Genomic DNA, 21,883 nt, shown 5'->3' with positions numbered 1-21,883 from the left:
GGTATGAGTACTGCACTCCGGCGCCCGGACAGTGACGGATCCCTCCTTCCCGACCGCGTTCACGACGTACTGCGGCAGCACCTGCTCACGGACGGAGCAGACCTCGTCCTCGACCTCGAACGCTCACGCGGCCTACGACTGGTCGACCAGCGCGACGGCACTGTCTACCTCGACATGTTCGGGTTTTTCGCGTCCTCGGCGCTGGGCATGAACCATCCTGCGCTCGCGGACGACCCCTGTGCCGCAGAGGAGTTCTGCACTGTCGCACCGAACAAGCCCAGCAACTCCGACATCTATACGGTGCCGATGGCCCGGTTCGTCGACACCTTCGCCCGGGTCCTCGGGGACCCGGCCCTGCCGCACCTGTTCTTCGTCGACGGCGGTGCGCTCGCCGTCGAGAACGCTCTCAAGGCCGCGTTCGACTGGAAGAGCCGCCTCAACGAGTCCCGCGGACTCGACCCCGGCCTCGGAGGCTCGGTACTTCATCTGACCGAGGCGTTCCACGGGCGGAGCGGCTACACGATGTCGCTCACCAACACCGATCCGGTGAAGACCGCACGCTTCCCGAAGTTCGACTGGCCGCGAATCGACGCGCCCTATCTGTGCGACGGCCGCGACATCGCCGCGGCGGAGGACCGCGCGCTCGACCAGGCGCGCGCCGCATTCGCCGAGCGCCCCCACGACATCGCGTGCTTCATCGCCGAACCCGTCCAAGGGGAGGGCGGCGACCACCACTTCCGTCCGGAGTTCTTCCGGGCCATGGCGGATCTGTGCCGCGCCAACGACGCGCTGTTCGTGTTCGACGAGGTGCAGACCGGTGTCGGACTCACCGGCACCACCTGGGCCTATCAGCAGTTCGGCGTGGCTCCCGACCTCGTGGCATTCGGAAAGAAGACGCAGGTGTGCGGGATCATGGCCGGCGGGCGGATCGACGAAGTGCCCGACAACGTCTTCACGGTGAGCTCTCGTCTCAACTCCACCTGGGGTGGCAATCTCACCGACATGGTGCGTGCCCGCCGCATCCTCGAGGTGATCGAACGGGACGGACTGATCGAGCGTGCCCGCACCCGTGGGGCGCATCTGCTGGCCGGAGTGCAGCAACTCGCCGCGCGCCGTCCTGCGGTGACGGAGCCGAGGGGCCGCGGGCTGATGTGTGCGCTGACCCTGCCGTCACCGGACATGCGCGACGCGGTGCTGCGCGACCTGTACCGCGACGAGCACGTCCTCATGATCGGCACCGGCACCCGCGGTATCCGATTCCGGCCCCCGCTGACGGTCACGACAGCCGAACTCGACGAGGCGCTCGCCGCCGTGGACCGGGTCCTCGGGCGCCACACCTGAGCCGTGCGGGGCTTTCCGGTTCCGAGCGCAACGCCGTAGGTTGTCGACATGACCGATGCACTGGGCAGCGAGGCCGCTGCGGACACCGCCTTCGCGATCCCGTCACTGGCGAACTTCCGCGACATCGGCGGGTGTGCGAGTTCCTACGGTGGCGTGGTTCGTACCGGGGTGGTGTACCGCTCGACCGACCTGAGCCGGGTCACCGAGACCGATCTCGACACACTCACGGCGCTGCACATCGCGAACGTCTTCGACCTCCGCACCGCGGCCGAGCAGGAGCTGCGTCCGGACAAGCTTCCGGCGCACGCCCGGCACTTCGCCCTCGACGTCCTCGCCGACCGGAACAACGGGTCCATCGCGGCAGCACTTCCCGACATCGTTGCCGATCCCGCACTGGCCGCCCAGGCGTTCGGTGACGGCCGCGCCGTCGAATATCTGCGGGGGAGCTACCGGGACTTCGTGACGTTGCCGAGCGCTCTCGCGTCGTATCGCGCTGTCGCGGAAGGTATGGCGCAGGGCGACGTTCCCGCGCTGGTCCACTGCAGCGCGGGGAAGGACCGGACGGGGTGGGCCGCAGCGTCCCTGCTCCTGTTCGCCGGCGCCGACGAGGATGCGGTGTTCGCCGAGTACCTGCGTACCAACGACATGCTGCTGCCCGCTTTCGACACGATGTTCGCCCGCTTCGCCGAACGGGGAGGTGACCCGGACATCCTCGTTCCGATTCTCGGTGTGCGGCGCGAGTACCTCGAAACCGCAATCGACGAGGCGCTGACCCGGTACGGCAGCATCGAAGGGTATTTCGCGGCCGGCCTCGGTCTCAGCGACACCGCGCTGCAGGCTCTGCGCGACCGCCTCGTGGCCCCGCAGGAGTGAGCGTTCGCCGGGCAGGCGGTACCTGACGAATAGGCCGGTGCCGCAAACGGTTTCAGCGTGCGCGCGCTGCGCGGGTGCGGCGGCGGAGCGCCTCGGCGACGGCGAGGCCGACAAGGATGCCGAAGAGGTCGGCGCACCAGTCCCAGACCGATCCCGAACGCCGCACGGCGACGGTCGCCTGCAACACCTCGGTGAGAGCTCCGTACGCGGCCAGCCCCACCAGCGTGATCGCGGGGGAGAAGCGCGCGAAGCGGGAGCAGTACGCCAGCACCGCGAACATGAGCGCGTGGGTCACCTTGTCGGAATGCGGTGGCCCCGAGGGAGTGGTGTCGCCGGGCAGGAGGAGCATTACCGTGACCGCGATGACGGCAACCACGAGTGGCAGCACTCGCTGCCAGGCGAAAGGGGGCATGGCGCCAACGTTAGTCGGCACCGCCGGGCGGCCGGTCCGAGGCTCGCCATTCCGTGACCAGGCGGTACGCCCTGCGCCCCAGCATCCAGAGGGCGACGAGCGCGAGGAGAATCGCGATCGGGTGCCGGATCGCGACGAGGATCAGCAGCGCGACGAGCACCAGCGGGACCAGCGTCACGAGGTTCAGATAGAGATTCTCGCGGGCTGGTGGGGGCACCAGGGCTGCCGGCGCCGACGGCAGGTCGCGGAACAGCGGAACCAGGTCGCCGCGGGTCCGGGCTTCCGTCGCGCGAGTCACACGCTCGTCGAACTCGTCGAGCGTGAGCCGGCCGGCCGCGAAGTGGTCACCGAGCAGCTGCACGGCTTCTTCGCGTTCGGCCGTTCCGATACGTACTTCGGGACGCTCGCCCATGGGTCCAGACTAGTGGAGATCGGACGTGCGGGGCGTGCCCGAATCCCAGGCTGCGATCTCGGCCTCGGCGCGCAGATCATCGTGGCTCGGTGACGCCAGCAGCAGCAGCACGATCGCGCCGAGGACGACGAAACCTGCGATGAACCCCGGGAACATCAGCGACATCACGGTCATCCCGGTGGGTTCGGGCGCGTCCGGCAGCACGTGCACTGCCACCCCGGCCATGCCGGTGTAGTGCAGCGCGACCACCGCGGAGGCCATGACGGCCGCCGCCACGACGCGCATCGCCGCACTCTCCGCCGCACCCGACAGCCACAGCGCGGTGAGTGAGGCGACCACCCCGATCAGCACCGATCCAGCGATGTACGGACTCTGTTGTTCGAGTTCTCCCTGTACCCGCACCGCCGACATTCCGGCGTAGTGCATGGCCGCGACCGCGAGGCCCATCACCACGCCTCCCACGGCCAGTCGTTCACCCGGCGACCACGACCGCAACCGTCGCACATCCGCCTGCAGGATCCACAGTCCGAACCATGTCGCGCCGATCGCCAGAGCGACGGAGAGCAGGGTCGGCGCCAACGCGTACCTGACCGGCGATCCCGGAAGCGAGAAGCCCATCATTCCGATGAAGTGCATCAGCCAGATGCCGACGCCGCCGATCGCGACGCTCGCGAGGAAGGTCCAGCGTGCCCGGGACCGGGCGACCCGCGTGGCGTGGCGGGCGCAGGTCAAACCTGCGTAACACCCGACGGCTGAGGCGAACCAGCCGAGAGCGAAGAGCCACATTCCCATGGAGAAGTGGTGGAGTTCGTGCGACATACGTCCCCTTGACGGAGGGCGGCACGGGCCCCTCCACGGCATGCAGGGGCTGCGTGCCGCGCATGGATTGGACAGCGACAACGACCCCGACAGTCTCGAAGAGAATAGGTCACAATGCCCCACGCCGATAGGTCCGAAGTCCCACGGCGAGGTGTGGAACCGGTCACGTGCGCATATGACGGAGGCCCCCGCACCGACGATGCGGTGTGGGGGCCCCTCGAGACGTGCTGGTGCTACTTGAGTTCGGCGAGGACCGTGCCCTGCGTGATGGCGGAGCCCGGCTCGACCGTGAGGCCGGTGACGACGCCGGCCTTGTGCGCCGTGACGGGGTTCTCCATCTTCATGGCTTCGAGGACGGCGATGAGGTCGCCCTCGGCGACTTCCTGTCCTTCGGTCACGGCAACCTTGACCACGGTGCCCTGCATCGGCGCGGTGACCGCGTCGCCGGATGCCTTGCCACCCTGGCCGCCGCCGCGCTTGCGGGCCTTCGGCTTCTTGCGGACGACGCCGGGGGCGCCACCGCCGCTGCCGAGAGAGAACTGGCCGGGAAGCGACACCTCGACGCGACGTCCGCCGACCTCGACGACGACGTTCTGACGCGGCAGGACCTCGTCCTCGTCCTCGACCGCACCACCCGGGGTGAACGGCTCGATGGTGTTGTCCCAGTCGTTCTCGATCCACTTGGTGTAGACGTCGAACTTCTCGCCGTCGCCGACGAACGCGGGGTTCTCGACGATGTGGCGGTGGAACGGGATGACGGTGGCCAGACCGTCGACCTCGAACTCGGCGAGCGCGCGTGCCGCGCGCTGCAGCGCCTGCTCGCGGTTCTCGCCGGTGACGATCAGCTTCGCGAGCATCGAGTCGAACTGGCCGCCGATGACGTCGCCCTGGACGACACCGGAGTCGACGCGCACGCCGGGGCCCGTCGGCTCGCGGTAGACGGTGATGGGGCCGGGGGCGGGCATGAAGCCACGGCCGGCGTCCTCGCCGTTGATGCGGAACTCGAAGGAGTGGCCGCGCGGAGTCGGATCTTCCTTGATCTCGAGTTCCTCACCGTTGGCGATGCGGAACTGCTGGCGCACCAGGTCGATGCCTGCGGTTTCCTCGGTGACGGGGTGCTCGACCTGCAGTCGGGTGTTGACCTCGAGGAAGGAGACGGTGTCGCCCTGCACCAGGTATTCGACCGTGCCGGCGCCGTAGTAACCGGCCTCCTTGCAGATCGCCTTGGCCGAAGCGTGGATGCGGGCACGCTGGTCGTCGGTGAGGAACGGCGCGGGGGCCTCCTCGACAAGCTTCTGGAAGCGACGCTGCAGCGAGCAGTCGCGGGTGCCGGCGACGATGACGTTGCCGTGCTGATCGGCGAGGACCTGGGCCTCGACGTGGCGGGCCTTGTCGAGGTACTGCTCGACGAAGCACTCACCGCGGCCGAAGGCTGCGATGGCCTCGCGGGTAGCCGACTCGAACAGTTCGGGGATTTCCTCGATGGTCTGCGCGACCTTCATGCCGCGACCGCCGCCGCCGAAGGCTGCCTTGATCGCAACGGGCACGCCGTACTGCTTCGCGAACTCGACGACCTCGTCGGCGTTCTTGACGGGGTCCTTGGTGCCGGCCGCCATCGGGGCCTTCGCGCGCTCGGCGATGTGCCGGGCGGTGACCTTGTCGCCGAGGTCGCGGATGGACTGCGGGGAGGGGCCGATCCAGATCAGGCCCGCGTCGATGACAGCCTGGGCGAAGTCGGCGTTCTCCGACAGGAAGCCGTAGCCGGGGTGGATCGCGTCGGCGCCGGACTTGGCCGCAGCGTCGAGGATCTTGTCGAACACCAGGTAGGACTCGGCCGAAGTGGTGCCACCGAGCGCGAACGCCTCGTCTGCGAGCTTCACGAACTGTGCATCGGCGTCCGGCTCAGCGTAGACAGCGACACTGCCGTACCCCGCATCCTTCGCCGCGCGGATGACCCGCACAGCGATTTCGCCGCGGTTCGCGACGAGCACCTTCGTGATCTGCGCGCTGGCATGACTGGGCACGGAGCCTCCTGCTATCGATCGTTAGGTTATTTCCGTCAAGCGGCAGTCTAAGCACCAATCCGCTAGACGATGTAACCGGATGGCGTCTACACATTACGGTGCCCACCTGAGCGTGCAACGCTACTCGCCGGTAGGTGGGACGTCCCGATCAGGGGCTCCGGAGCTCGGTGCAGAGGAAGCCACCACGTCGTGCATCAGTTCGCGTGTCCGGTGCAGGAAGCGGAGAACGTTCGCGGCCGCGACCGGATTGTCGGGGAAGCGAGCGGACATGTTCAGGCCCTCGGGGGTCCGGTTGATCCAGATGTAGACGTCGTGGGCGAAGCTCCGGCTGCGCAGCGCGCGAGCGTTCCACTCCGGCCACTGGGCGGCCATCGGAACGAAGCGCACATCCATGTAGGACACGACGAACCGCGGGCGGATGGGCACGCCGAGCAGTTCGCCGACACGGTCGAACGGCACGCGAGCGCTGGCGCGGGTGCGGCGCAATTCGCGCGCGGCGCGGGCGGTGAGCGTGTCGAAATCCGTTGTGCCCGTGAGGTCCAGGTCGATCGGGCTCACTCCGACGAACCAGCCGAGTGCGCCCGCCCACATCGGGCCCGTCCGGGTATGGGCGGGCGCGACGACGCGAAAATTGTCGACGCCCGCCAATTCCCGGGTCGCCTGCCCCAGGCATGCGAGTACGCCCGCGAAGAAGCCCGCGCCCGAGTCCTGACACCGCGCCGCGAACACGGACGCCTGCTTGTCGTCGAACCAGCGTTCCACCGCACCCTGCTGCGCGACGGTGTGCGGCGGGCGAGGGCCGATCGGGAGCGGGAACGACGGCGCGTGCCCGCCGCACACTTTCAGGGTGTGCTGCCAGATGCGCACGGCTTCGTGCTTGTCGTCGAGTCGCTCGGAACCGTCGCGTTCGGCGGCGCCGAAATCGATGTAGCTGCCGACGGGGAACAGTTCGGCGGGGCGGCCCGTCCGCTCCTCCTCGTACAGGGCGGTGATCTCGTGCGCCACCAACACGATCGAATACCCGTCGATGATGGAGTGGTCGGCTCCGAAGAAAACCGTGAAACACGGTGCAGTGCCGGAGAACCCGGACGAGTCGCCCGGGAGCCGTTCGAGCGTCGCGAAGACGTACGCGGGCCACAGATGAGGCGTCGTGTAGTCGTCGAACAACCCGTGGAGGTGATCGCGGATGGTGTCGGGATCGCTGGGGTCGTGGCGGATGGAACGGAGGGAGATCCTGCCCGGGGGTGCGGTACGCCGGATGATCGGACTCTCCGCACGATCGGATCCGGTCAGGCGGGTATGGCTGCGCAACGGCTCGTGCCGGTCGATCCACCGTTCCAGCGCGCGGCGGAACTTCTCGGTGTCGATCTCACCGTCGATCTCGAAAGCGGTGCCCAGCCAGGATTCCCGGCCCCCGCCGTAACGGGCGCCACTCGAACGCCGCAGGTGCGCCTCGTGGATGTAGGAGGCCGGACGCGAGTCCTGCTGCCAGGCGTCGTCTTCTGCGCACGGCAGCCATTCGGTCAGGACCCCCGCCGAGATCGGGTAGTCGGCCAACTCGGTGAATTGCATCGAACTCGCGGTTCCGCAGGACTCAGGAGCGGAGGTGACGTTTGATGCGCGACAGCATGGCGCTCATGCCGCGCAACCTCAACGGGCTCACGACGGCGGCCAAGCCGAGCGCGGAGTAGAAGTCGTCCGGCACGTCGAGGATCTCTTTCGCGCTGAGGCCGTCCAGCCCCTGGTGCAGGATCGACGCGAATCCGCGCGTGGTCGGAGCCTCGGCGGGAGCACTGAAATGCAGTGTCACGCTGGAGGGGTCCGCGGCGTCGACGGAGAGGAACAGCGGCGACTGGCACTCGGGCACAGGCTCCATCGCCGCCTCTTCGAGCTCCGGTGGGAGCGGCGGCAGTTCCCGGCTGAACTCGAGCAGGAGCTGTAGCTTGTCCTGACCCTCGACGGCGGCGAAGTCGTCGACGATCTCGGCGAGAGGTGCGGGAATACTCATGCGACCGGCGCTGTTCCCGGCTCGTCGCCCTGGACGATCGGCACGCGCACCGCGTTGCCCCATTCCGTCCACGAACCGTCGTAGTTGCGTACATGCGGGTAACCGAGCAGGTGCGTGAGCACGAACCAGGTGTGGCTGGACCGCTCGCCGATCCGGCAGTACGCGATGACATCGGCGTCCTTGTCGACACCCGAGTAGATCTCGTCGAGTTCGGCGCGGGAGCGGAAACGTCCGTCCGGAGCAGCGGCCTTCGCCCACGGAATGGAGACCGCGGTGGGGATGTGACCGCCGCGCAGGGCGCCTTCCTCCGGGTAGTCGGGCATGTGGGTGCGCTCGCCGGTGTACTCCTGCGGCGACCGGACATCCACGAGCGGAACGCGTCCGAGGTGGGAGAGGACGTCGTCCTTGAATGCGCGGATCGGGGTGTCGTTGCGTTCGACGACGGGGTAGCCGCTCGTCGTGGCCGACGGGATTTCGAGGGTGGTGTCGCGGTTCTCGGAGATCCACGCGTCGCGGCCACCGTCGAGCAGGCGGACGTCCTCGTGACCGAAGAGCGTGAACACCCACAGTGCGTAGGCGGCCCACCAGTTCGACTTGTCGCCGTAGATCACGACGGTGTCGGTGCGGCGGATGCCCTTGCGATCCATCAGCGCCGCGAACTGCTCGCCGTCGATGTAGTCGCGCGTCACCGGATCGTTGAGGTCGAGATGCCAGTCGATCTTCACGGCGCCCGGAATGTGCCCGACGTCGTAGAGCAGCACGTCTTCGTCGGATTCGACGACCTTCATCTCGGGATGCCCGAGGTGCGCCGAGAGCCACTCGGTCGACACGAGACGAGCGGGATCCGCGTAGGCGGCGAACGACGAGTTGCTATCGGGTGCGACGGGCACTAAGAGCTCCTGGGGCAGTGGTGGCAGGTGCGCAGTCGATTCTAGGCGGTAGCGTTCGAGCACGTGACTCGCAGTCGATCCCGCCACGCCGATCTCGGCTGCCGTGCCGACATCGACGTGCTGGTGCGGCGGTTCTACGAGCGTGCGACGGCCGATCCGCTGCTCGCGCCGGTATTCGACGTTCTCGCCGTCGTCGGGCTCGACGAACACCTCGTCGTCGTCGGCGACTTCTGGGAACAGATCCTGTTCCGCACCACGCGTTACGACGGAGCGTTCATCCCCGTCCACCGCGCGCTGCACGGCCACCACGGCCTGACATCCGCCCGGTTCGAGCGCTGGCTCGCGTTGTGGATCGAGAACGTCGACGCGCTGTTCGCGGGGACGAATGCCGACCGTGCCAAGATCAAAGCCGAGGCGATGGCACGGTCGCTCGCCCGCTCGCTGAAGGTCGATATGTCGTAATATCCGCGCGGACGCCGTGACGAGCAGACACGGCAGGGACCAGCAGACGCGGTAGTGCTTAACAGACGAACCGATCCGGGGCGGCCGGCGGCGACATACAGGGGTGTGCGGGAATGCCGTATTTCGGGTTGATCGTGATGATCGTGTGGGTGGCGTGCCTGATAGACCTGATCCGTGCCGACGAGCACGAGGTGCGGCACCTGCCCAAGCCGCTGTGGCTGATGGTCGTGATCCTTCTGCCACTGGTCGGCTCGGTGCTGTGGTTGCTCGTCGGACGGCCGGACGGGGTCGACCGGTCGCGGACGCAAAGGCCTGCGTCGACGTTCCCCGAATACAACCGGCCCGGGCGGCAGGCGGGGCAGCAGCCCGAAACCGACGAGGAGTTCCTCCGGCGCTGCCGCGAACGCGCAGAACAGCAACGCCGCGTGGCCAGGGAGCAGGAGAAGCGCCGGCTGGAACGCGAGGGCGGCGCCGGGGCATGAGCGCCGCTCAGTGGGAGACGGGCGCCTTCAGTTGCATCCACGCGAGCACATCGAGCACCCGCAGGGCCGGCACCGCGTCCGGCAATCCGGCCCGCTCCCGCAGCCCGACGAGGCGTGCCTGTAGCTCACCGTCGTTGTGCCGCAACGCTTGCCGGATCGGCTCGAGATGCGCCTGCTTGGTGTCGAGCACCTCGCCCACGACGCGATCGTAGATCGGGTAGAGCCGGGGCCGCTTCCGGGCGATCAGCTTCGACGCGACCGTGCGTCCGATGCTCGGCACCGTCCACAACGCCGTCTCCAGTTGCCACGCAGGGGAACGGGGCGTCATCTCGTCTGCTTCCTCAGCGAGATCGCGGTCCGGACCGATCGCCGCCAGCAACTCGGCGAACTCGTCGCGGCGTTCCCGGAGCACGATGTCGGCGCCGTCGGGCGAGACCTCGACCGAGAGAAACGTGACGGCGACGAGGTCGTCGGCGGTGAAGACGTCGGCGTCGCGTTGCCGGGTGCCGGTCGAATCCCACTCGTCCCAGAGCGCGCCGCTCCGGAGCCGGCCGGTCTTCCGCAGCGGCACTCGGAAATAACGCTCCAGCACGTCGAGTGCCGGCGCGTCGTCCCGGCCGGCGAGCACCTTGGGCAGCCGGATCGGCACGTCAGGCTTCTTCGGTCATGACGCCGAGGACGTGCTGCGCGAACCACCGATTGTGATACTCCTCATACGGACCCGCGCCTTGGTCGGCCAGACGCTCGGCCAGAGGGCCGATGGTGGTCTCGTCGAGCGGAAGTGCGAAGAACTGTTCGTCGGCGCCGTCGTCGCTGAGAAACCAGTCGACGACCACCGCGTCGCCGTGCGCGGCGGCGTTGTCCGAGTCGTGGAACTTCAGCAGCGGATACCGCATCGACAACTGGTCCAGCGAGGAACCGGTCTGCTGGATCAACGCGGAAGTGGACGTCGTGAGCACCGTGCGGTAATCGACGGTCTCCCCGTCTTCCGTGTACCGCTCGACGTGCAGGACTTCCATCGGGCCGATCGCGAGCGTGAACAGCCGCTGGTGGTCTGCGGTTCTGCCCGCGGACGGAAGGCAGGTCAGCGTCCACCCGGACACTTCATGGTCCGCCGGATCGTCGAACGCGGAGGCCAGGTACCCGGCCACCAGATCGACGACCACGTCGAAGAAGGGATCCTGGCTCAGCAGGACGAAGCTTTCTTGGGTCGCGGACCCCGCGATGTCGTTCATGACCGTCCTCGGATTCGGTGATGGGGATGGTCCGGAAATTCGCTCAGTTTTCGAGAGCCTCGATCGGGATGGCCGCGTTCTCGGTCCACAACTGCGCAACCGAGATGCCGACCCGGGCAAGAAGCGTGCGCACGAGGGGCAGTCCGATACCGACGACAGACGACGGATCGCCTTCGATGCTGTCGATGAACCAGCCGCCGAGACCGTCGAGGGTGAACGCTCCCGCCACCTCGAGCGGCTCTCCGCTCTCGAGGTAGGTCTCGAGTTCCTCTTCGGTCGGGGTGCCGAAATGGACAACGGTGCCGCTGTGGTCGGATGCCTCGGCAACGAGTTCACCGTCGTGGACCCGCAGCACGCTGTGTCCCGTGAGCAGTTCCGCGCTGCGACCCGCCATCATGTGCCAGCGTTCACGCGCCACATCGGTTGTACCGGGCTTGCCTTGCAGCACACCGTCGACGAGGAGCATCGAGTCGCAACCGATGACCACCGCGTCCTTGAGTCCGCTTTCCTCGAGGACCGGCAGGATCGCAGCGGCTTTCTCGCGAGCGAGTGCTGTGACGACGGCCGCCGGGGCCGTACCGGGCTCGAGTGCCGAGACGACGGCGTCCTCGTCCACACCGGAGACGTGGACGAGCGGCTTGACTCCGGCCGCGTGCAGCACCGACAGGCGGGCCGGGGAAGCCGACGCCAGCACCAAGCGCGGCACGTCAGAGCCGGTTCGGGTACGAGTACGGGGAGAACGGAGCCCGCTGGCGGTGCATGCGCGTCGGGTCGCCCCATGTCTCGGCCGGCGTGGTGTCTCCTGCGGGAGCCACGGACGCCGCAGCCGCCGCGAGCACGGAGACCAGGGCCGCGACCTCCTCGTCGGAGGGGTTGCCCTTGACGATGCGCAGAGCGACGGCCGGTTCTGCGGCAGGCTCCGGCGTTTCCGCCGGGGACTGCCGGCCGGCCGGTTCGGGAGCCTGCCCGTCGGTGGCTTCGCCGAGCGCGGCGTCGGTCGCTTCGTCGAACTCCGCGTCGGTGATGATCTTGTCCTCTGCCGTCGCGGTCACTGCGCGCCACCCGCGTGCGCTGCCGCGAACTGGGTCGCTGTCATGTGGGTCCTCTCGTTGAGGTCATCGCACGCCACCTGCGGCGTGCTACGCCGTTCGGGTCGTGGCGACGGGTGCGCGACCGCGTCCCGCCGGTGTCACCGGCGGGACGCGCACGCACTCCGTCGCGAACCGTCACAGGGGAATGTTTCCGTGCTTCTTCGGCGGGAGCGAAACCATCTTCCGCTCGAGCAGTCGCAGCGCGGAGACGATCTGCCCGCGGGTGTGCGACGGCGGGATGACCGCGTCGACATATCCGCGCTCGGCCGCGATGTACGGGTTGACGAGGGTGTCCTCGTATTCGTTCTGCAACTGCAGGCGCAACGCATCGACGTCCTCGCCGGCTGCGGCGGCGTCCTTGAGCTGCTTGCGGTAGACGAATCCCACGGCTCCGGATGCGCCCATCACGGCGATCTGCGCGGTCGGCCACGCGAGGTTGACGTCGGCGCCCATGTGCTTGGAGCCCATGACGTCGTACGCGCCGCCGTACGCCTTGCGGGTGATGACGGTGATCTTGCCGACCGTCGCCTCGCCGTACGCGTACAGCAGTTTCGCGCCGCGGCGAATAATGCCGTTGAACTCCTGCTCGGTGCCGGGCAGGAAGCCGGGGACGTCCACGAGCGTGATGATCGGGACGTTGAAGGCGTCGCACGTGCGCACGAAGCGGGCGGCCTTCTCGGAGGCGTCGATGTCCAGGCAGCCTGCGAACTGGGTCGGCTGGTTGGCGACGATGCCGACGCTGCGGCCGTCGATGCGGCCGAAGCCGATGATGATGTTCCGGGCGCGCTCCGCCTGGACCTCGAGGAACTCGTCGTCGTCGAGGAGACGGCGGATGACCTCGTGCATGTCGTACGGCTGGTTCGCCGAGTCGGGGATGATCGTGTCGAGCTCGAGGTCCTCGTCGGTGAGCGAATCCTCGATCGCGCCGTCGATCGGATCGGTCGGGGCGCTACGCGGGGCAGCAGCCTGGTTGTTGCTCGGCAGGTACGACAGCAGGTCGCGGACGTAGTCGAGCGCGTCCTGCTCACCCTCTGCGACGTAGTGCGCGACACCCGACTTGACCATGTGGGTGTGTGCGCCGCCGAGGTCTTCCATCGTGACGTCTTCGCCCGTGACGGTCTTGATGACGTCGGGGCCGGTGACGAACATCTGGCTGGTCTTGTCGACCATGACGACGAAGTCCGTCAGCGCGGGGGAGTACACGTGACCGCCCGCGGCGGGGCCCATGATGAGGGAGATCTGCGGGATGACGCCGGAGGCCTGCACGTTGCGGTGGAAGATCTCGCCGTACAGTCCGAGCGAGACGACACCTTCCTGGATGCGCGCGCCGGCACCTTCGTTGATACCGACCAGGGGACGACCGGTGCGGACCGCGAGATCCATGACCTTGACGATCTTCTCGCCGTAGACCTCGCCGAGGCTGCCACCGAAGACCGTGGCGTCCTGAGAGAAGACGCAGACGTCGCGGCCGTCGATCGTGCCGTAGCCGGTGACGACACCGTCGCCGACGGGGCGGTTCTCGGCCAGGCCGAAGTTCGTGCTGCGATGGCGGGCGAGAGCATCGAGTTCGACGAACGAACCTTCGTCGAGCAACGCGGTGATGCGCTCGCGGGCGGTCAGCTTGCCCTTGGCGTGCACCTTCTCGATGGCGGCCTCACCGACGGGAGCCTGAGCCGTGGCCTGACGATTGCGCAGGTCGGCGAGCTTGCCGGCGGTGGTGTGAATATCGGGCGTACTCGCCGCCTCGGACGCGGAGGGCTCCTGGACAGTGGTCATGGGCAGTCAGCTTAGCGAGCGTCACATGCCTGTGCCGCGCCGGTCCCGGTTGTGTTGAATTATTGAACTGGACCTACCGGCGGGTAGGGAATTTCGACCCACCCTAGGCTGGGCGCATGGCCGGAAACCGCAAAACGCCAGATCTCGCTTCCCTGCGCGCACCCCTCGACGTGGCTCGTCTGCGCAGCGCCCTCACCGCGGCAGAGAGCGGCGCGTTCTACACCCGGCTCGACGTCGTGGACGAGACCGGCTCGACCAACGCGGACCTGCTCGCCGTCGCAGGAACGGGCGCCGACCGCCGCGCGCTGCTGGCGGAGTTCCAGAGCGGTGGACGCGGCCGGCACTCGCGTACCTGGAACGGTGTGCCGGGAGCCCAGGTCATCGTCTCGGTGCTCCTGCGCCTGCCCGGGTGCCCCCTGCGCGACCTCGGGTGGCTGCCGCTGATCGCCGGGATCGCCACCGTCGACGCCGTGCGCTCGGTCGGCGGGGTCCCGGCACAGCTCAAATGGCCGAACGACGTGCTGGTCGGCGGCCGGAAACTCGCGGGGATCCTCGTGGAGGTGGCGTCCACCTCACCCGAGCCGGTGGCCGTCGTCGGCGTCGGGGTCAACGTGACCCTCACGGCGGAGGAACTGCCCGTTCCGACCGCCACGTCGTTGTTGCTCGAGGACGCCGGCGATCTCGACCGGACGCTGCTCGCGGAGACGCTGCTGGCCGCGTTCGCCGACCGGATCCGTGCGTGGGCGCGCGCGGGCTGGAACACGGCGGGGCCCGCCGCTGCGTATCGCGAGCGCTGCGGCACGATCGGGCAGCAGGTACGGGCGGTGCTCCCGGGCGACACCGAACTGCGCGGCGTCGCCGTGGACGTGGACGACCAGGGCCGTCTCGTGATCCGGCCCGACGGCGGCGGCGACACGGTGGCCGTGGCCGCGGGGGACATCACGCACCTGCGTCCCGCCTGACAACCACGCCGACGAGGCGGTCGGTCACCGGCGTGTGCCATCGTGGGCGCCATGGGATATCCCGACGACGCGCTGGCACCAGGGGAAGAGTTGCTGCTCCACCGTCATCCGCACTGGAAGGCGTTGATCGTTCCGGCCGCAATCCTCCTCGTCGCGACGCCGCTCGCCGGCTTCCTGCTGGGCGTCGTCGCGGCTCGGCTCGACGGTGCCGCAGCGACCGTCCTGAGCGTGGCGGTCGTGCTGCTGTGGCTCGCGGTCGTGGTGTGGCGCTCCCTCGTTCCGCTCGTGAGCTGGCTCAGCACGCATTTCATCGTCACCGACCGGCGCGTGCTGGTTCGCACCGGTGTCCTCACGCACACGGGAATCGACATCCCCATGGGCCGGATCAGCAATGTCCAGTTCCGGCACGGCCTCGTCGACCGGATGCTCCGCACCGGAACCCTCGTGGTGGTCTCGGCTGCCGACGATCCGCTCGAGTTCGACGACATTCCCGAGGTGCGGCAGGTCCACGCCCTGCTCTACCAGCAGGCGTTCGACGCGCACGACCGCACGGCGGCGGAAAACCGCCCCGCGCGGCATCCGCACGAAGAGGACACCCACCGCAAAGCGTGGTAATCCCGACAACCGGGCCATCGATCCGTACGCTGAATTCCGTGACTGCCGTACTACTCGCCGAAGACGACGACGCCATCGCGGCACCGCTTTCGCGCGCGCTCGGCCGCGAGGGTTACGACGTGACAGTCGAACACAGCGGTCCGGTGGCACTCGAACGCGCACTCTCCGGCGACTACGACCTCCTCATCCTCGATCTGGGCCTACCCGGTATGGACGGTCTGGAAGTGTGCCGTCAGATCCGCGCGGACCGGTCCGAGCTGGCCGTCCTCATGCTCACCGCCCGGACCGACGAAGTCGACTTCGTCGTCGGGCTCGACGCGGGCGCCGACGACTACGTCGGCAAGCCGTTCCGGCTCGCCGAACTGATGGCGCGGGTCCGCGCATTGCTGCGGCGCCGGGGCTCGGGCGAGCAGGACGATATCGTCGACGTGTCGGGGATCCGGCTCGAACGAGCCGCCCGGCGGGTCCTCGTCGACGGGTCCGAGGTCGCGCTCGCCAACAAGGAATACGAGTTGCTGAGGGTCCTGCTCGAACACGCGGGGCAGGTGGTCTCGCGCGACATCATCCTCGAAGAGGTCTGGGGTGACACCGATCTCCGGGGGTCCAAGACCCTCGACATGCATATGTCGTGGCTGCGTCGCAAGATCGGCGACGAGGGACCCGCAGGTGAACGACGCATCGCGACGGTGCGCGGCGTCGGTTTCCGTTTGAATACCGACTAGCGGCCCGCGCACGTGCGTAGTCGCATCCTCAATGCGGTGATGGCCACCGTTCTGCTCGTCGCCCTCCTGCTCGGTGTTCCGCTCGCCTATACGGCCTACCTCTTCGTGGAGGACACGGCACGGCGCGACCTACAGGACCGTCTCGGGCGGATGGCCGACGAGATCATCGCGCAGGAGGGCACCGGCGGCCTCGTGGTCGGCGGCCTCGACACCAGTTCCCTGCGCCTTCTCGTTCCCGCCGACGGCCGGGTCGTGGTGGTCTACCCCACCCCGGAGAACGTTGCGGCGCGCCTCGACATCGGGGCTCCCGTCGTGGAGTCCCCGATCGTGGAGTCGCTCTCGATGGGCACTTCGGGTTCGCTGCGGATCGAGGTTCCGTCGGAGAGCCTGCGCACTCTTCAGCAGCAGGTGCTCGCGGCCGTGACATTGCTCGTGCTGCTGTCCGTCGCCGTCGGCGCACTCGTAGCGGTGGCGACCGCCCGACGGCTCGCCGACCCCCTTCGGGACGCGGCACGTCGCGCGGCCCGGTTGGCCGAAGGTGATTTCCGGCCGGTCCCGCGGCGGCACGGAATTCCGGAACTCGATCGCGTGTCCGACGTGCTGGACGCCGCAGCCGTCGAGATCTCCAACCGCCTCCAGCGCGAGCACGGCCTGGTCGGCGACGTCTCCCACCAGTTGCGGTCGCGCATGACGGCGATCCGGCTGCGTCTCGACGAACTGTCCACCCACGACGACCCGGCGGTCGTCGAGGAGGCCGAGGCCGCGATGGCACAGGTGGACCGGCTGACCGCTGCGATCACCGATCTGGTCCGGCAGTCCCGCAACAGCGCCGCCGAACTCCGCACCGAGGTCTCGGTGGTGGGCGACCTCACCGGCGTGATCGCGGATTGGCGGGGCCCGTTCCAGGAGGCCGGCCGCGAACTGGTGCTGAGTGGCGACCCGTCGTTGCGCTCGTCGGTGACGGGATCGCGGTTGCGTGAAGCGGTCGCGGTGCTCGTCGACAACGCACTCGTCCACGGTGGCGGAACGTGCACGGTCTCGGTGCGCTACGTCGCCACGCGCGGTGATTCGACGGTGTGCGTCGAGGTCAGCGACGAAGGCGAGGGAGTGTCCGACGACCTGGTACCGCATATCTTCGACCGCGGCTTCTCCGGTGGCGGCTCGACCGGACTGGGTCTGGCACTGGCACGGGCGCTGGTCGAAGCGGACGGCGGGCGTCTCGAATTGCAACGTCGCAGACCCGCTCTGTTCGCGTTGTTCCTCGGTGCGAGCAAAGATCATGCGGTGCCGGAGAGCCGACTCCGGGAACCGAGATGATCCGGCCGGCCTGCCGCGCTCTGGATCGGATCAGCTCCGCGGCTCGTCGGTGAGTTCACCGGGCACGCTGTCGGGGGTCATCTCCTCGGGGAAGACGAACCGCCGGAAGCAGTAGAAACGGAACATCATCTGCAGCAGGTTGCCGATGATGTACGCGCTGACGAAGTCCGCGATGTTCTCGACCGTGAGGCTCACCTCGGGAACCCGCAGGTTGAACACGTAACTCGAGATGTACAGCGGGATGAAGGACAGGACCACCCCGATCCCGCTCACGAAGAAGAACAGGAATGCCTCGTGCGCACGCTCGCGGCCACCGCGATTCTTGAAGGACCATTCGCGGTTGAGGACGTAGGAGCAGAGCACCGCGATCACACCGGCGATGATCTTGGCCGTGACGGGCTTTTCCGACAGAACCGTGAGCTTGAGGGTGTAGAAGATCGTGGAGTCGATGACGAACGTGGTGCCGCCCACGATCGCGAACTTGATGAGCTCGCGATGACGAACCAACAAGTCCCGAAGGGGCTGCGGAACTCTGTTCAGGGTTTCATCAACGAATGACACTCGGAGAAGTCTACGAAACGTTTGCGTGAATTCACGAACCTTGCGAGAAACTATCAGCCACGCCACAGGTTCGTATCGTGCGCGACGGCCGGGCGGCGCACACCCTTCCACGAGCGCCGCACGATGCCCGCGACGTGCGGTGACACCGCTGCGAGGCACCCGCGACGGCCTGTGACAACATGGTTACCCGTGACCGGCAGATCCGATTCGTCTCCTCGATCCGACACCCCACGTGCACTCACCGGCGGTATGCCGGTCGTCACCATGATCGGTGGGGGCCAGCTCGCCCGGATGACCCACCAGGCCGCAATCGCGCTCGGCCAGACGCTGCGCGTCCTCTCCGGCAGCGCGGACGAGCCCGCGGCGCAGGTCAGCCCGGATGTCGTGCTGGGAAGCCACAACGATCTCGACGCGCTCCGCCGCGCCGCCACCGGCGCACACGCACTGACCTTCGATCACGAGGGCGTGCCCACCGAGCACCTCGAGGTGCTGCAGCGCGAAGGCGTGAACGTCCTGCCGCCGCCCCAGGCACTGATCTTCGCGCAGGACAAGATCGCGATGCGGAACCGGCTCGGCGCCCTCGGCGCACCCATGCCGAAGTTTGCCGAGATCACCTCCGTCGACGATGCGATCGCCGCACTCGACACCCTGGGCCGGCCCTACGTGCTCAAGGCGGCACGTGGCGGATACGACGGGCGCGGCGTGTGGATCCTCGACGACCGCGCCGAACTCGAGCGTGTCGTCGCCGAGCAACTCGCCGCCGGTGTGCCGCTCCTCGCGGAAGAGAAGATCGAGTGGACGCGCGAGCTGTCCGCGATGGTCGCCCGTTCCCCGTTCGGGCAGGGCGCATCGTGGCCCGTGGTGGAAACCGTCCAGCGCGACGGGCAGTGCGCCGTCGTCATCGCGCCCGCACCGGACCTCCCCGCCGACGTCGCGGCCGCAGCCGAACAGCTCGCCCTGCGCATCGCCGGTGAACTGGGCGTGGTGGGAGTCATGGCGGTCGAGCTCTTCGAGACCCGGTCCGGCGAGTTGATCGTCAACGAACTCGCGATGCGTCCGCACAACTCCGGCCACTGGGGTATGGACGGCGCACGCACCGGCCAATTCGAACAGCACCTGCGCGCGGTGCTCGACTACCCGCTCGGCGACACGACTCCGCTCGCCCCGGTGACGGTAATGGCGAACGTTCTCGGCGCTGCCGAAGCTCCCGAGATGAGCATGGACGAGCGCCTGCACCACCTGTTCGCCCGGATGCCCGACGCGCGGGTGCACCTGTACGGGAAGGGTGAGCGCAAGGACCGGAAGATCGGGCACGTCAATGTGCTCGGCGATCCGAGCGGGTCGATCGACGACCCCGCATACGTCGCCGCGGTGCGGGAGCGCGCCGAACGCGCGGCGCACTGGCTCTCGCACGCGGTCTGGACCGATGGTTGGAACGAACACACGGGAGACAACGGTGAGTGACGTGTCGCAGGGTGCGCAGGTCGGCCTGATCATGGGCAGCGACTCCGACTGGCCGACGATGGAGGCCGCCGCCGAGGCGCTCGCCGAGTTCGGAATCCGCTTCGAGGTGGGCGTCATCTCCGCGCACCGCACACCGCAACGGATGCTCGACTATGCCGCGAACGCGGCGGGCCGGGGAATCAAGGTGATCATCGCCGGAGCCGGTGGCGCCGCGCACCTGCCGGGCATGGTCGCGTCGGCGACGCCGCTGCCGGTGATCGGTGTGCCGGTCCCGCTCAAGTATCTCGACGGCATGGACTCGCTGCTGTCCATCGTCCAGATGCCCGCCGGAGTGCCCGTGGCAACCGTGTCCATCGGTGGCGCGCGCAACGCGGGCCTGCTGGCGGCGCGGATCCTCGGCGCTTCCGATCCGGCGCTGCGCGAGCAGATGGAGCGGTTCCAAGCGGGTCTCGAGAAGATGGTGCTCGAGAAGGACGACGCGCTGCGGCGCACGCTCCTCGGCTGACAGACCGCCGCCGTGCAGACGACGTCGCTGGTGGAACGATGGAACCGGTGGTCCCGGGCGCACGTCGGAACGGTCGACGCCGTCCTCGCGGGACCGATCGTGTTGTTCGCGGTGGCCGCTGCGCTTGCCGTCGACGAGAGCTCACCGGCGGTCGTCGTCGTGGCTCTCGCTCTGTCCGTCCCGCTCGTCTGGCGGCGCATGTATCCGGTGGCCGCGGGCGGAATCGTCGCTGTCGCCTCGTACGCGCATCTCGCGTTCCTGCCGGAACTCGGGCCCGGGACCGCGATCGCGGTTCCCGTCGCGGTGTACTCGCTTGCGGCCTACGCCCCGCGCTGGGCCGCGAACGTCGCTCTCGTCGCCGCGGTGGCGGGAGGCGCGGGTGCCGGGGCGCGGTATCTGTCCCCGCCGGGCAGCCGACCGTTCGACGTCGCGGTCATGGCGGTGCTGGTCGCCGTGTTCCTCGGCGGGATCTGGGCGTTCGGGCGAGTTCGGGGCCTGCGGTTGCGGGAGGTGACGTCGCTGACCGAACGGAACCGGCTGCTCGAACTCGAACGGCTCAAGGAAGCGGAACTCGCCGCCACCCAGGAACGCACCCGGATCGCGCGGGAGATGCACGATATCGTCGCGCATTCGCTCACCGCGATCATCGCGCAGGCGGACGGCGGACGGTATGCCGCCGCGCAGCACCCGGAGACAGCCACGGAGGTGCTCGCCACCATTTCCGAGACGGGCCGCGGCGCACTGACGGATATGCGGTCGCTGCTGTCGGTGTTGCGCGAGGACTCGCCACGGGAGTTCACCACGACACCCGGCCTCGGCGATCTCGGCGCCCTGATCGACCGGATGGGCGACAGCGGTCTCGACGTGACGTTCACCGAGACCGGAACGCCCCGCGAGGTCTCCGACGGGCTCGGCCTGTCCGTGTACCGCATCGTGCAGGAGTCGCTGACGAACGTTCTCAAGCACGCCGGACCGAGCGCACACGCCGAGGTGACCCTGGACTGGCGCCCGGACCGCCTCGTCGTGGAGACCGTCGACGACGGGCGGGGTGCGGCCGCGCTGGTGGAGGCGCGGCCGGGAGGCCAGGGGCTCACCGGCATCGACGAGCGGGCACGGTTGCACGGCGGCACCGCCGTGTCGGGGCCGCGCGCGCGAGACGGCGGTGGGTACCGTGTTCGCGTCACGGTCCCTGCCTAGGCTGACGGACGTGTCCGATCCCGAAGTTCCGATCCGCGTCGCGCTCGTCGACGACCAGCAACTCGTCCGCGCGGGTTTCCGCATGGTCCTCGAATCGCAGCCCGACATCGACGTGGTGGCGGAGGCGTCCGACGGAGCAGCGGCCGTGGCCGAACTCGCGCGTGTGCACGCCGATGTCGTCCTGATGGACGTGCAGATGCCGCGGGTCGACGGGATATCCGCGACCCGGATGCTGCTGGCGGAACCGGACGCGCCCAAGGTCGTGGTGCTGACGACCTTCGACAACGACGAGTATGTCGTGCAGGCCATCGCCGCCGGAGCCAGCGGATTCCTTCTCAAGGATGCGCCGCCCGAGGATCTGCTCGACGCGGTACGGACGGTGTACCGGGGAGACGCGATCATGGCGCCGCGCGCGACGCGGCGACTGCTCCGGCACATTTCACCGATGCTCGGAGCGTCCGCGCATCCGCCTGCCGCGCAGGTGGACGTGCCCGCCGAGTTGACGCCGCGTGAACTCGAAGTCCTGGTCGCGATGGCGCACGGGCTGACCAACGGCGAGATCGCGCAGCGGTTCGTGTTGTCGGAGGCGACCGTGAAAACCCATGTGGGGCGGGTGCTGGCGAAGACCGGTTCCCGCGACCGGGTGCAGGCGGTGTTGTTCGCGTTCCGGTCCGGTCTGGTGCGCCCCGACGAACTGCTCGGCGCGGGCGAGTAG

The 21,883-nt window shown here is 68.4% G+C and carries 25 protein-coding genes; 12 read left to right on the top strand and 13 right to left on the bottom strand.

Annotation, left to right across the window (positions count from 1 at the left end):
• The first annotated feature begins 3 nt into the window (after positions 1-3).
• Together lat and HF877_RS03760 are read left to right on the top strand one after the other, a co-directional pair.
• Positions 4-1,341: an L-lysine 6-transaminase gene (lat, locus tag HF877_RS03765; RefSeq protein ID WP_169619841.1), complete on the top strand. Its 1,338-nt coding sequence runs from the start codon at positions 4-6 to the stop codon at positions 1,339-1,341.
• 48 nt (positions 1,342-1,389) lie between these two features.
• Entirely contained in the window at positions 1,390-2,214 is an 825-nt protein-coding gene (locus HF877_RS03760) for a tyrosine-protein phosphatase (RefSeq protein WP_169619840.1), read from the top strand.
• Between the two features lie 52 nt (positions 2,215-2,266).
• Here HF877_RS03760 and HF877_RS03755 read toward each other — a convergent pair whose 3' ends face one another.
• The 7 genes from HF877_RS03755 to HF877_RS03725 form a co-directional block, all read right to left on the bottom strand.
• On the bottom strand, positions 2,267-2,626 hold the full coding sequence (locus tag HF877_RS03755; RefSeq protein WP_169619839.1) for a VanZ family protein: 360 nt from the start codon (positions 2,624-2,626) through the stop codon (positions 2,267-2,269).
• Positions 2,627-2,636: 10 nt separating this feature from the next.
• Positions 2,637-3,038: a DUF1707 domain-containing protein gene (locus tag HF877_RS03750; protein ID WP_169619838.1), complete on the bottom strand. Its 402-nt coding sequence runs from the start codon at positions 3,036-3,038 to the stop codon at positions 2,637-2,639.
• A 9-nt stretch (positions 3,039-3,047) separates the two neighbouring features.
• Positions 3,048-3,857: an MHYT domain-containing protein gene (locus HF877_RS03745; protein WP_169619837.1), complete on the bottom strand. Its 810-nt coding sequence runs from the start codon at positions 3,855-3,857 to the stop codon at positions 3,048-3,050.
• A gap of 233 nt (positions 3,858-4,090) precedes the next feature.
• Positions 4,091-5,881, bottom strand: a complete 1,791-nt coding sequence (locus tag HF877_RS03740; protein WP_169619836.1) for an acetyl/propionyl/methylcrotonyl-CoA carboxylase subunit alpha — start codon at positions 5,879-5,881, stop codon at positions 4,091-4,093.
• 120 nt (positions 5,882-6,001) lie between these two features.
• The gene (locus HF877_RS03735) at positions 6,002-7,453 is read right to left on the bottom strand and encodes a condensation domain-containing protein (RefSeq protein WP_169619835.1); all 1,452 of its coding nucleotides are present in this window, start codon (positions 7,451-7,453) and stop codon (positions 6,002-6,004) included.
• Between the two features lie 22 nt (positions 7,454-7,475).
• On the bottom strand, positions 7,476-7,889 hold the full coding sequence (locus HF877_RS03730) for a SufE family protein (RefSeq protein ID WP_169619834.1): 414 nt from the start codon (positions 7,887-7,889) through the stop codon (positions 7,476-7,478).
• The gene (locus tag HF877_RS03725) at positions 7,886-8,779 is read right to left on the bottom strand and encodes a sulfurtransferase (protein ID WP_169619833.1); all 894 of its coding nucleotides are present in this window, start codon (positions 8,777-8,779) and stop codon (positions 7,886-7,888) included. Before HF877_RS03725 ends, HF877_RS03730 begins: the two co-directional genes overlap by 4 nt.
• Positions 8,780-8,842: 63 nt before the next feature.
• Between HF877_RS03725 and HF877_RS03720 the strand changes: the two genes are divergently transcribed.
• Entirely contained in the window at positions 8,843-9,241 is a 399-nt protein-coding gene (locus HF877_RS03720) for a group III truncated hemoglobin (protein ID WP_169619832.1), read from the top strand.
• A gap of 113 nt (positions 9,242-9,354) precedes the next feature.
• A complete protein-coding gene (locus tag HF877_RS03715) occupies positions 9,355-9,723 on the top strand; it encodes a PLD nuclease N-terminal domain-containing protein (protein WP_169619831.1) in 369 nt (122 codons plus the stop codon).
• A gap of 7 nt (positions 9,724-9,730) precedes the next feature.
• On the opposite strand, the gene HF877_RS03710 is transcribed toward HF877_RS03715, so the two are convergent.
• The 5 genes from HF877_RS03710 to HF877_RS03690 all read right to left on the bottom strand — a co-directional run bounded on the left by HF877_RS03710 (position 9,731) and on the right by HF877_RS03690 (position 13,825).
• Complete coding sequence (locus HF877_RS03710; RefSeq protein ID WP_169619830.1) at positions 9,731-10,372, bottom strand: DUF6308 family protein; 642 nt, start codon at positions 10,370-10,372, stop codon at positions 9,731-9,733.
• A gap of 1 nt (position 10,373) precedes the next feature.
• Positions 10,374-10,958, bottom strand: a complete 585-nt coding sequence (locus HF877_RS03705; RefSeq protein WP_169619829.1) for a hypothetical protein — start codon at positions 10,956-10,958, stop codon at positions 10,374-10,376.
• 43 nt (positions 10,959-11,001) lie between these two features.
• Positions 11,002-11,664: a Maf family nucleotide pyrophosphatase gene (locus tag HF877_RS03700; RefSeq protein ID WP_169619828.1), complete on the bottom strand. Its 663-nt coding sequence runs from the start codon at positions 11,662-11,664 to the stop codon at positions 11,002-11,004.
• Between the two features lies 1 nt (position 11,665).
• Positions 11,666-12,010 (bottom strand): acyl-CoA carboxylase epsilon subunit, encoded by a 345-nt coding sequence (locus HF877_RS21605; protein ID WP_169619827.1) that lies wholly within the window; start codon positions 12,008-12,010, stop codon positions 11,666-11,668.
• Between the two features lie 174 nt (positions 12,011-12,184).
• Positions 12,185-13,825: an acyl-CoA carboxylase subunit beta gene (locus tag HF877_RS03690; RefSeq protein WP_169619826.1), complete on the bottom strand. Its 1,641-nt coding sequence runs from the start codon at positions 13,823-13,825 to the stop codon at positions 12,185-12,187.
• 116 nt (positions 13,826-13,941) lie between these two features.
• Between HF877_RS03690 and HF877_RS03685 the strand changes: the two genes are divergently transcribed.
• The 4 genes from HF877_RS03685 to HF877_RS03670 are packed head-to-tail and all read left to right on the top strand — an operon-like array spanning position 13,942 to position 17,441.
• The gene (locus tag HF877_RS03685; RefSeq protein WP_169619825.1) at positions 13,942-14,787 is read left to right on the top strand and encodes a biotin--[acetyl-CoA-carboxylase] ligase; all 846 of its coding nucleotides are present in this window, start codon (positions 13,942-13,944) and stop codon (positions 14,785-14,787) included.
• A gap of 51 nt (positions 14,788-14,838) precedes the next feature.
• The gene (locus HF877_RS03680) at positions 14,839-15,402 is read left to right on the top strand and encodes a PH domain-containing protein (RefSeq protein ID WP_169619824.1); all 564 of its coding nucleotides are present in this window, start codon (positions 14,839-14,841) and stop codon (positions 15,400-15,402) included.
• A gap of 38 nt (positions 15,403-15,440) precedes the next feature.
• On the top strand, positions 15,441-16,124 hold the full coding sequence (locus tag HF877_RS03675; protein WP_169619823.1) for a response regulator transcription factor: 684 nt from the start codon (positions 15,441-15,443) through the stop codon (positions 16,122-16,124).
• A 12-nt stretch (positions 16,125-16,136) separates the two neighbouring features.
• Positions 16,137-17,441: a HAMP domain-containing sensor histidine kinase gene (locus tag HF877_RS03670; RefSeq protein WP_169619822.1), complete on the top strand. Its 1,305-nt coding sequence runs from the start codon at positions 16,137-16,139 to the stop codon at positions 17,439-17,441.
• Positions 17,442-17,471: 30 nt separating this feature from the next.
• On the opposite strand, the gene HF877_RS03665 is transcribed toward HF877_RS03670, so the two are convergent.
• Entirely contained in the window at positions 17,472-18,002 is a 531-nt protein-coding gene (locus tag HF877_RS03665) for a GtrA family protein (RefSeq protein WP_169619821.1), read from the bottom strand.
• Between the two features lie 189 nt (positions 18,003-18,191).
• Between HF877_RS03665 and HF877_RS03660 the strand changes: the two genes are divergently transcribed.
• The 4 genes from HF877_RS03660 to HF877_RS03645 are packed head-to-tail and all read left to right on the top strand — an operon-like array spanning position 18,192 to position 21,883.
• Entirely contained in the window at positions 18,192-19,466 is a 1,275-nt protein-coding gene (locus tag HF877_RS03660; protein ID WP_169619820.1) for a 5-(carboxyamino)imidazole ribonucleotide synthase, read from the top strand.
• On the top strand, positions 19,429-19,971 hold the full coding sequence (purE, locus tag HF877_RS03655) for a 5-(carboxyamino)imidazole ribonucleotide mutase (RefSeq protein WP_072699464.1): 543 nt from the start codon (positions 19,429-19,431) through the stop codon (positions 19,969-19,971). Before HF877_RS03660 ends, purE begins: the two co-directional genes overlap by 38 nt.
• A 12-nt stretch (positions 19,972-19,983) precedes the next feature.
• Positions 19,984-21,168 (top strand): sensor histidine kinase, encoded by a 1,185-nt coding sequence (locus HF877_RS03650; protein WP_169619819.1) that lies wholly within the window; start codon positions 19,984-19,986, stop codon positions 21,166-21,168.
• A gap of 10 nt (positions 21,169-21,178) precedes the next feature.
• A complete protein-coding gene (locus HF877_RS03645; protein WP_169619818.1) occupies positions 21,179-21,883 on the top strand; it encodes a response regulator transcription factor in 705 nt (234 codons plus the stop codon).

This window comes from Rhodococcus sp. BL-253-APC-6A1W (assembly GCF_012843405.1).
Taxonomy (GTDB): Bacteria; Actinomycetota; Actinomycetes; order Mycobacteriales; family Mycobacteriaceae; genus Rhodococcus.
Note: the sequence above shows the minus strand (reverse complement) of the source record. Positions and strands in the feature narration are given on the sequence as shown.

What these genes read in the sequence shown, in the direction of transcription:
- lat (WP_169619841.1), top strand. Translation starts at nt 4, where the DNA reads ATGAGTACTGCACTCCGGCGCCCGGACAGTGACGGATCCCTCCTTCCC.
- HF877_RS03760 (WP_169619840.1), top strand. Translation starts at nt 1,390, where the DNA reads ATGACCGATGCACTGGGCAGCGAGGCCGCTGCGGACACCGCCTTCGCG.
- HF877_RS03755 (WP_169619839.1), bottom strand. Translation starts at nt 2,626, where the DNA reads ATGCCCCCTTTCGCCTGGCAGCGAGTGCTGCCACTCGTGGTTGCCGTC.
- HF877_RS03750 (WP_169619838.1), bottom strand. Translation starts at nt 3,038, where the DNA reads ATGGGCGAGCGTCCCGAAGTACGTATCGGAACGGCCGAACGCGAAGAA.
- HF877_RS03745 (WP_169619837.1), bottom strand. Translation starts at nt 3,857, where the DNA reads ATGTCGCACGAACTCCACCACTTCTCCATGGGAATGTGGCTCTTCGCT.
- HF877_RS03735 (WP_169619835.1), bottom strand. Translation starts at nt 7,453, where the DNA reads ATGCAATTCACCGAGTTGGCCGACTACCCGATCTCGGCGGGGGTCCTG.
- HF877_RS03730 (WP_169619834.1), bottom strand. Translation starts at nt 7,889, where the DNA reads ATGAGTATTCCCGCACCTCTCGCCGAGATCGTCGACGACTTCGCCGCC.
- HF877_RS03715 (WP_169619831.1), top strand. Translation starts at nt 9,355, where the DNA reads ATGCCGTATTTCGGGTTGATCGTGATGATCGTGTGGGTGGCGTGCCTG.
- HF877_RS03705 (WP_169619829.1), bottom strand. Translation starts at nt 10,958, where the DNA reads ATGAACGACATCGCGGGGTCCGCGACCCAAGAAAGCTTCGTCCTGCTG.
- HF877_RS03690 (WP_169619826.1), bottom strand. Translation starts at nt 13,825, where the DNA reads ATGACCACTGTCCAGGAGCCCTCCGCGTCCGAGGCGGCGAGTACGCCC.
- HF877_RS03685 (WP_169619825.1), top strand. Translation starts at nt 13,942, where the DNA reads ATGGCCGGAAACCGCAAAACGCCAGATCTCGCTTCCCTGCGCGCACCC.
- HF877_RS03680 (WP_169619824.1), top strand. Translation starts at nt 14,839, where the DNA reads ATGGGATATCCCGACGACGCGCTGGCACCAGGGGAAGAGTTGCTGCTC.
- purE (WP_072699464.1), top strand. Translation starts at nt 19,429, where the DNA reads ATGGTTGGAACGAACACACGGGAGACAACGGTGAGTGACGTGTCGCAG.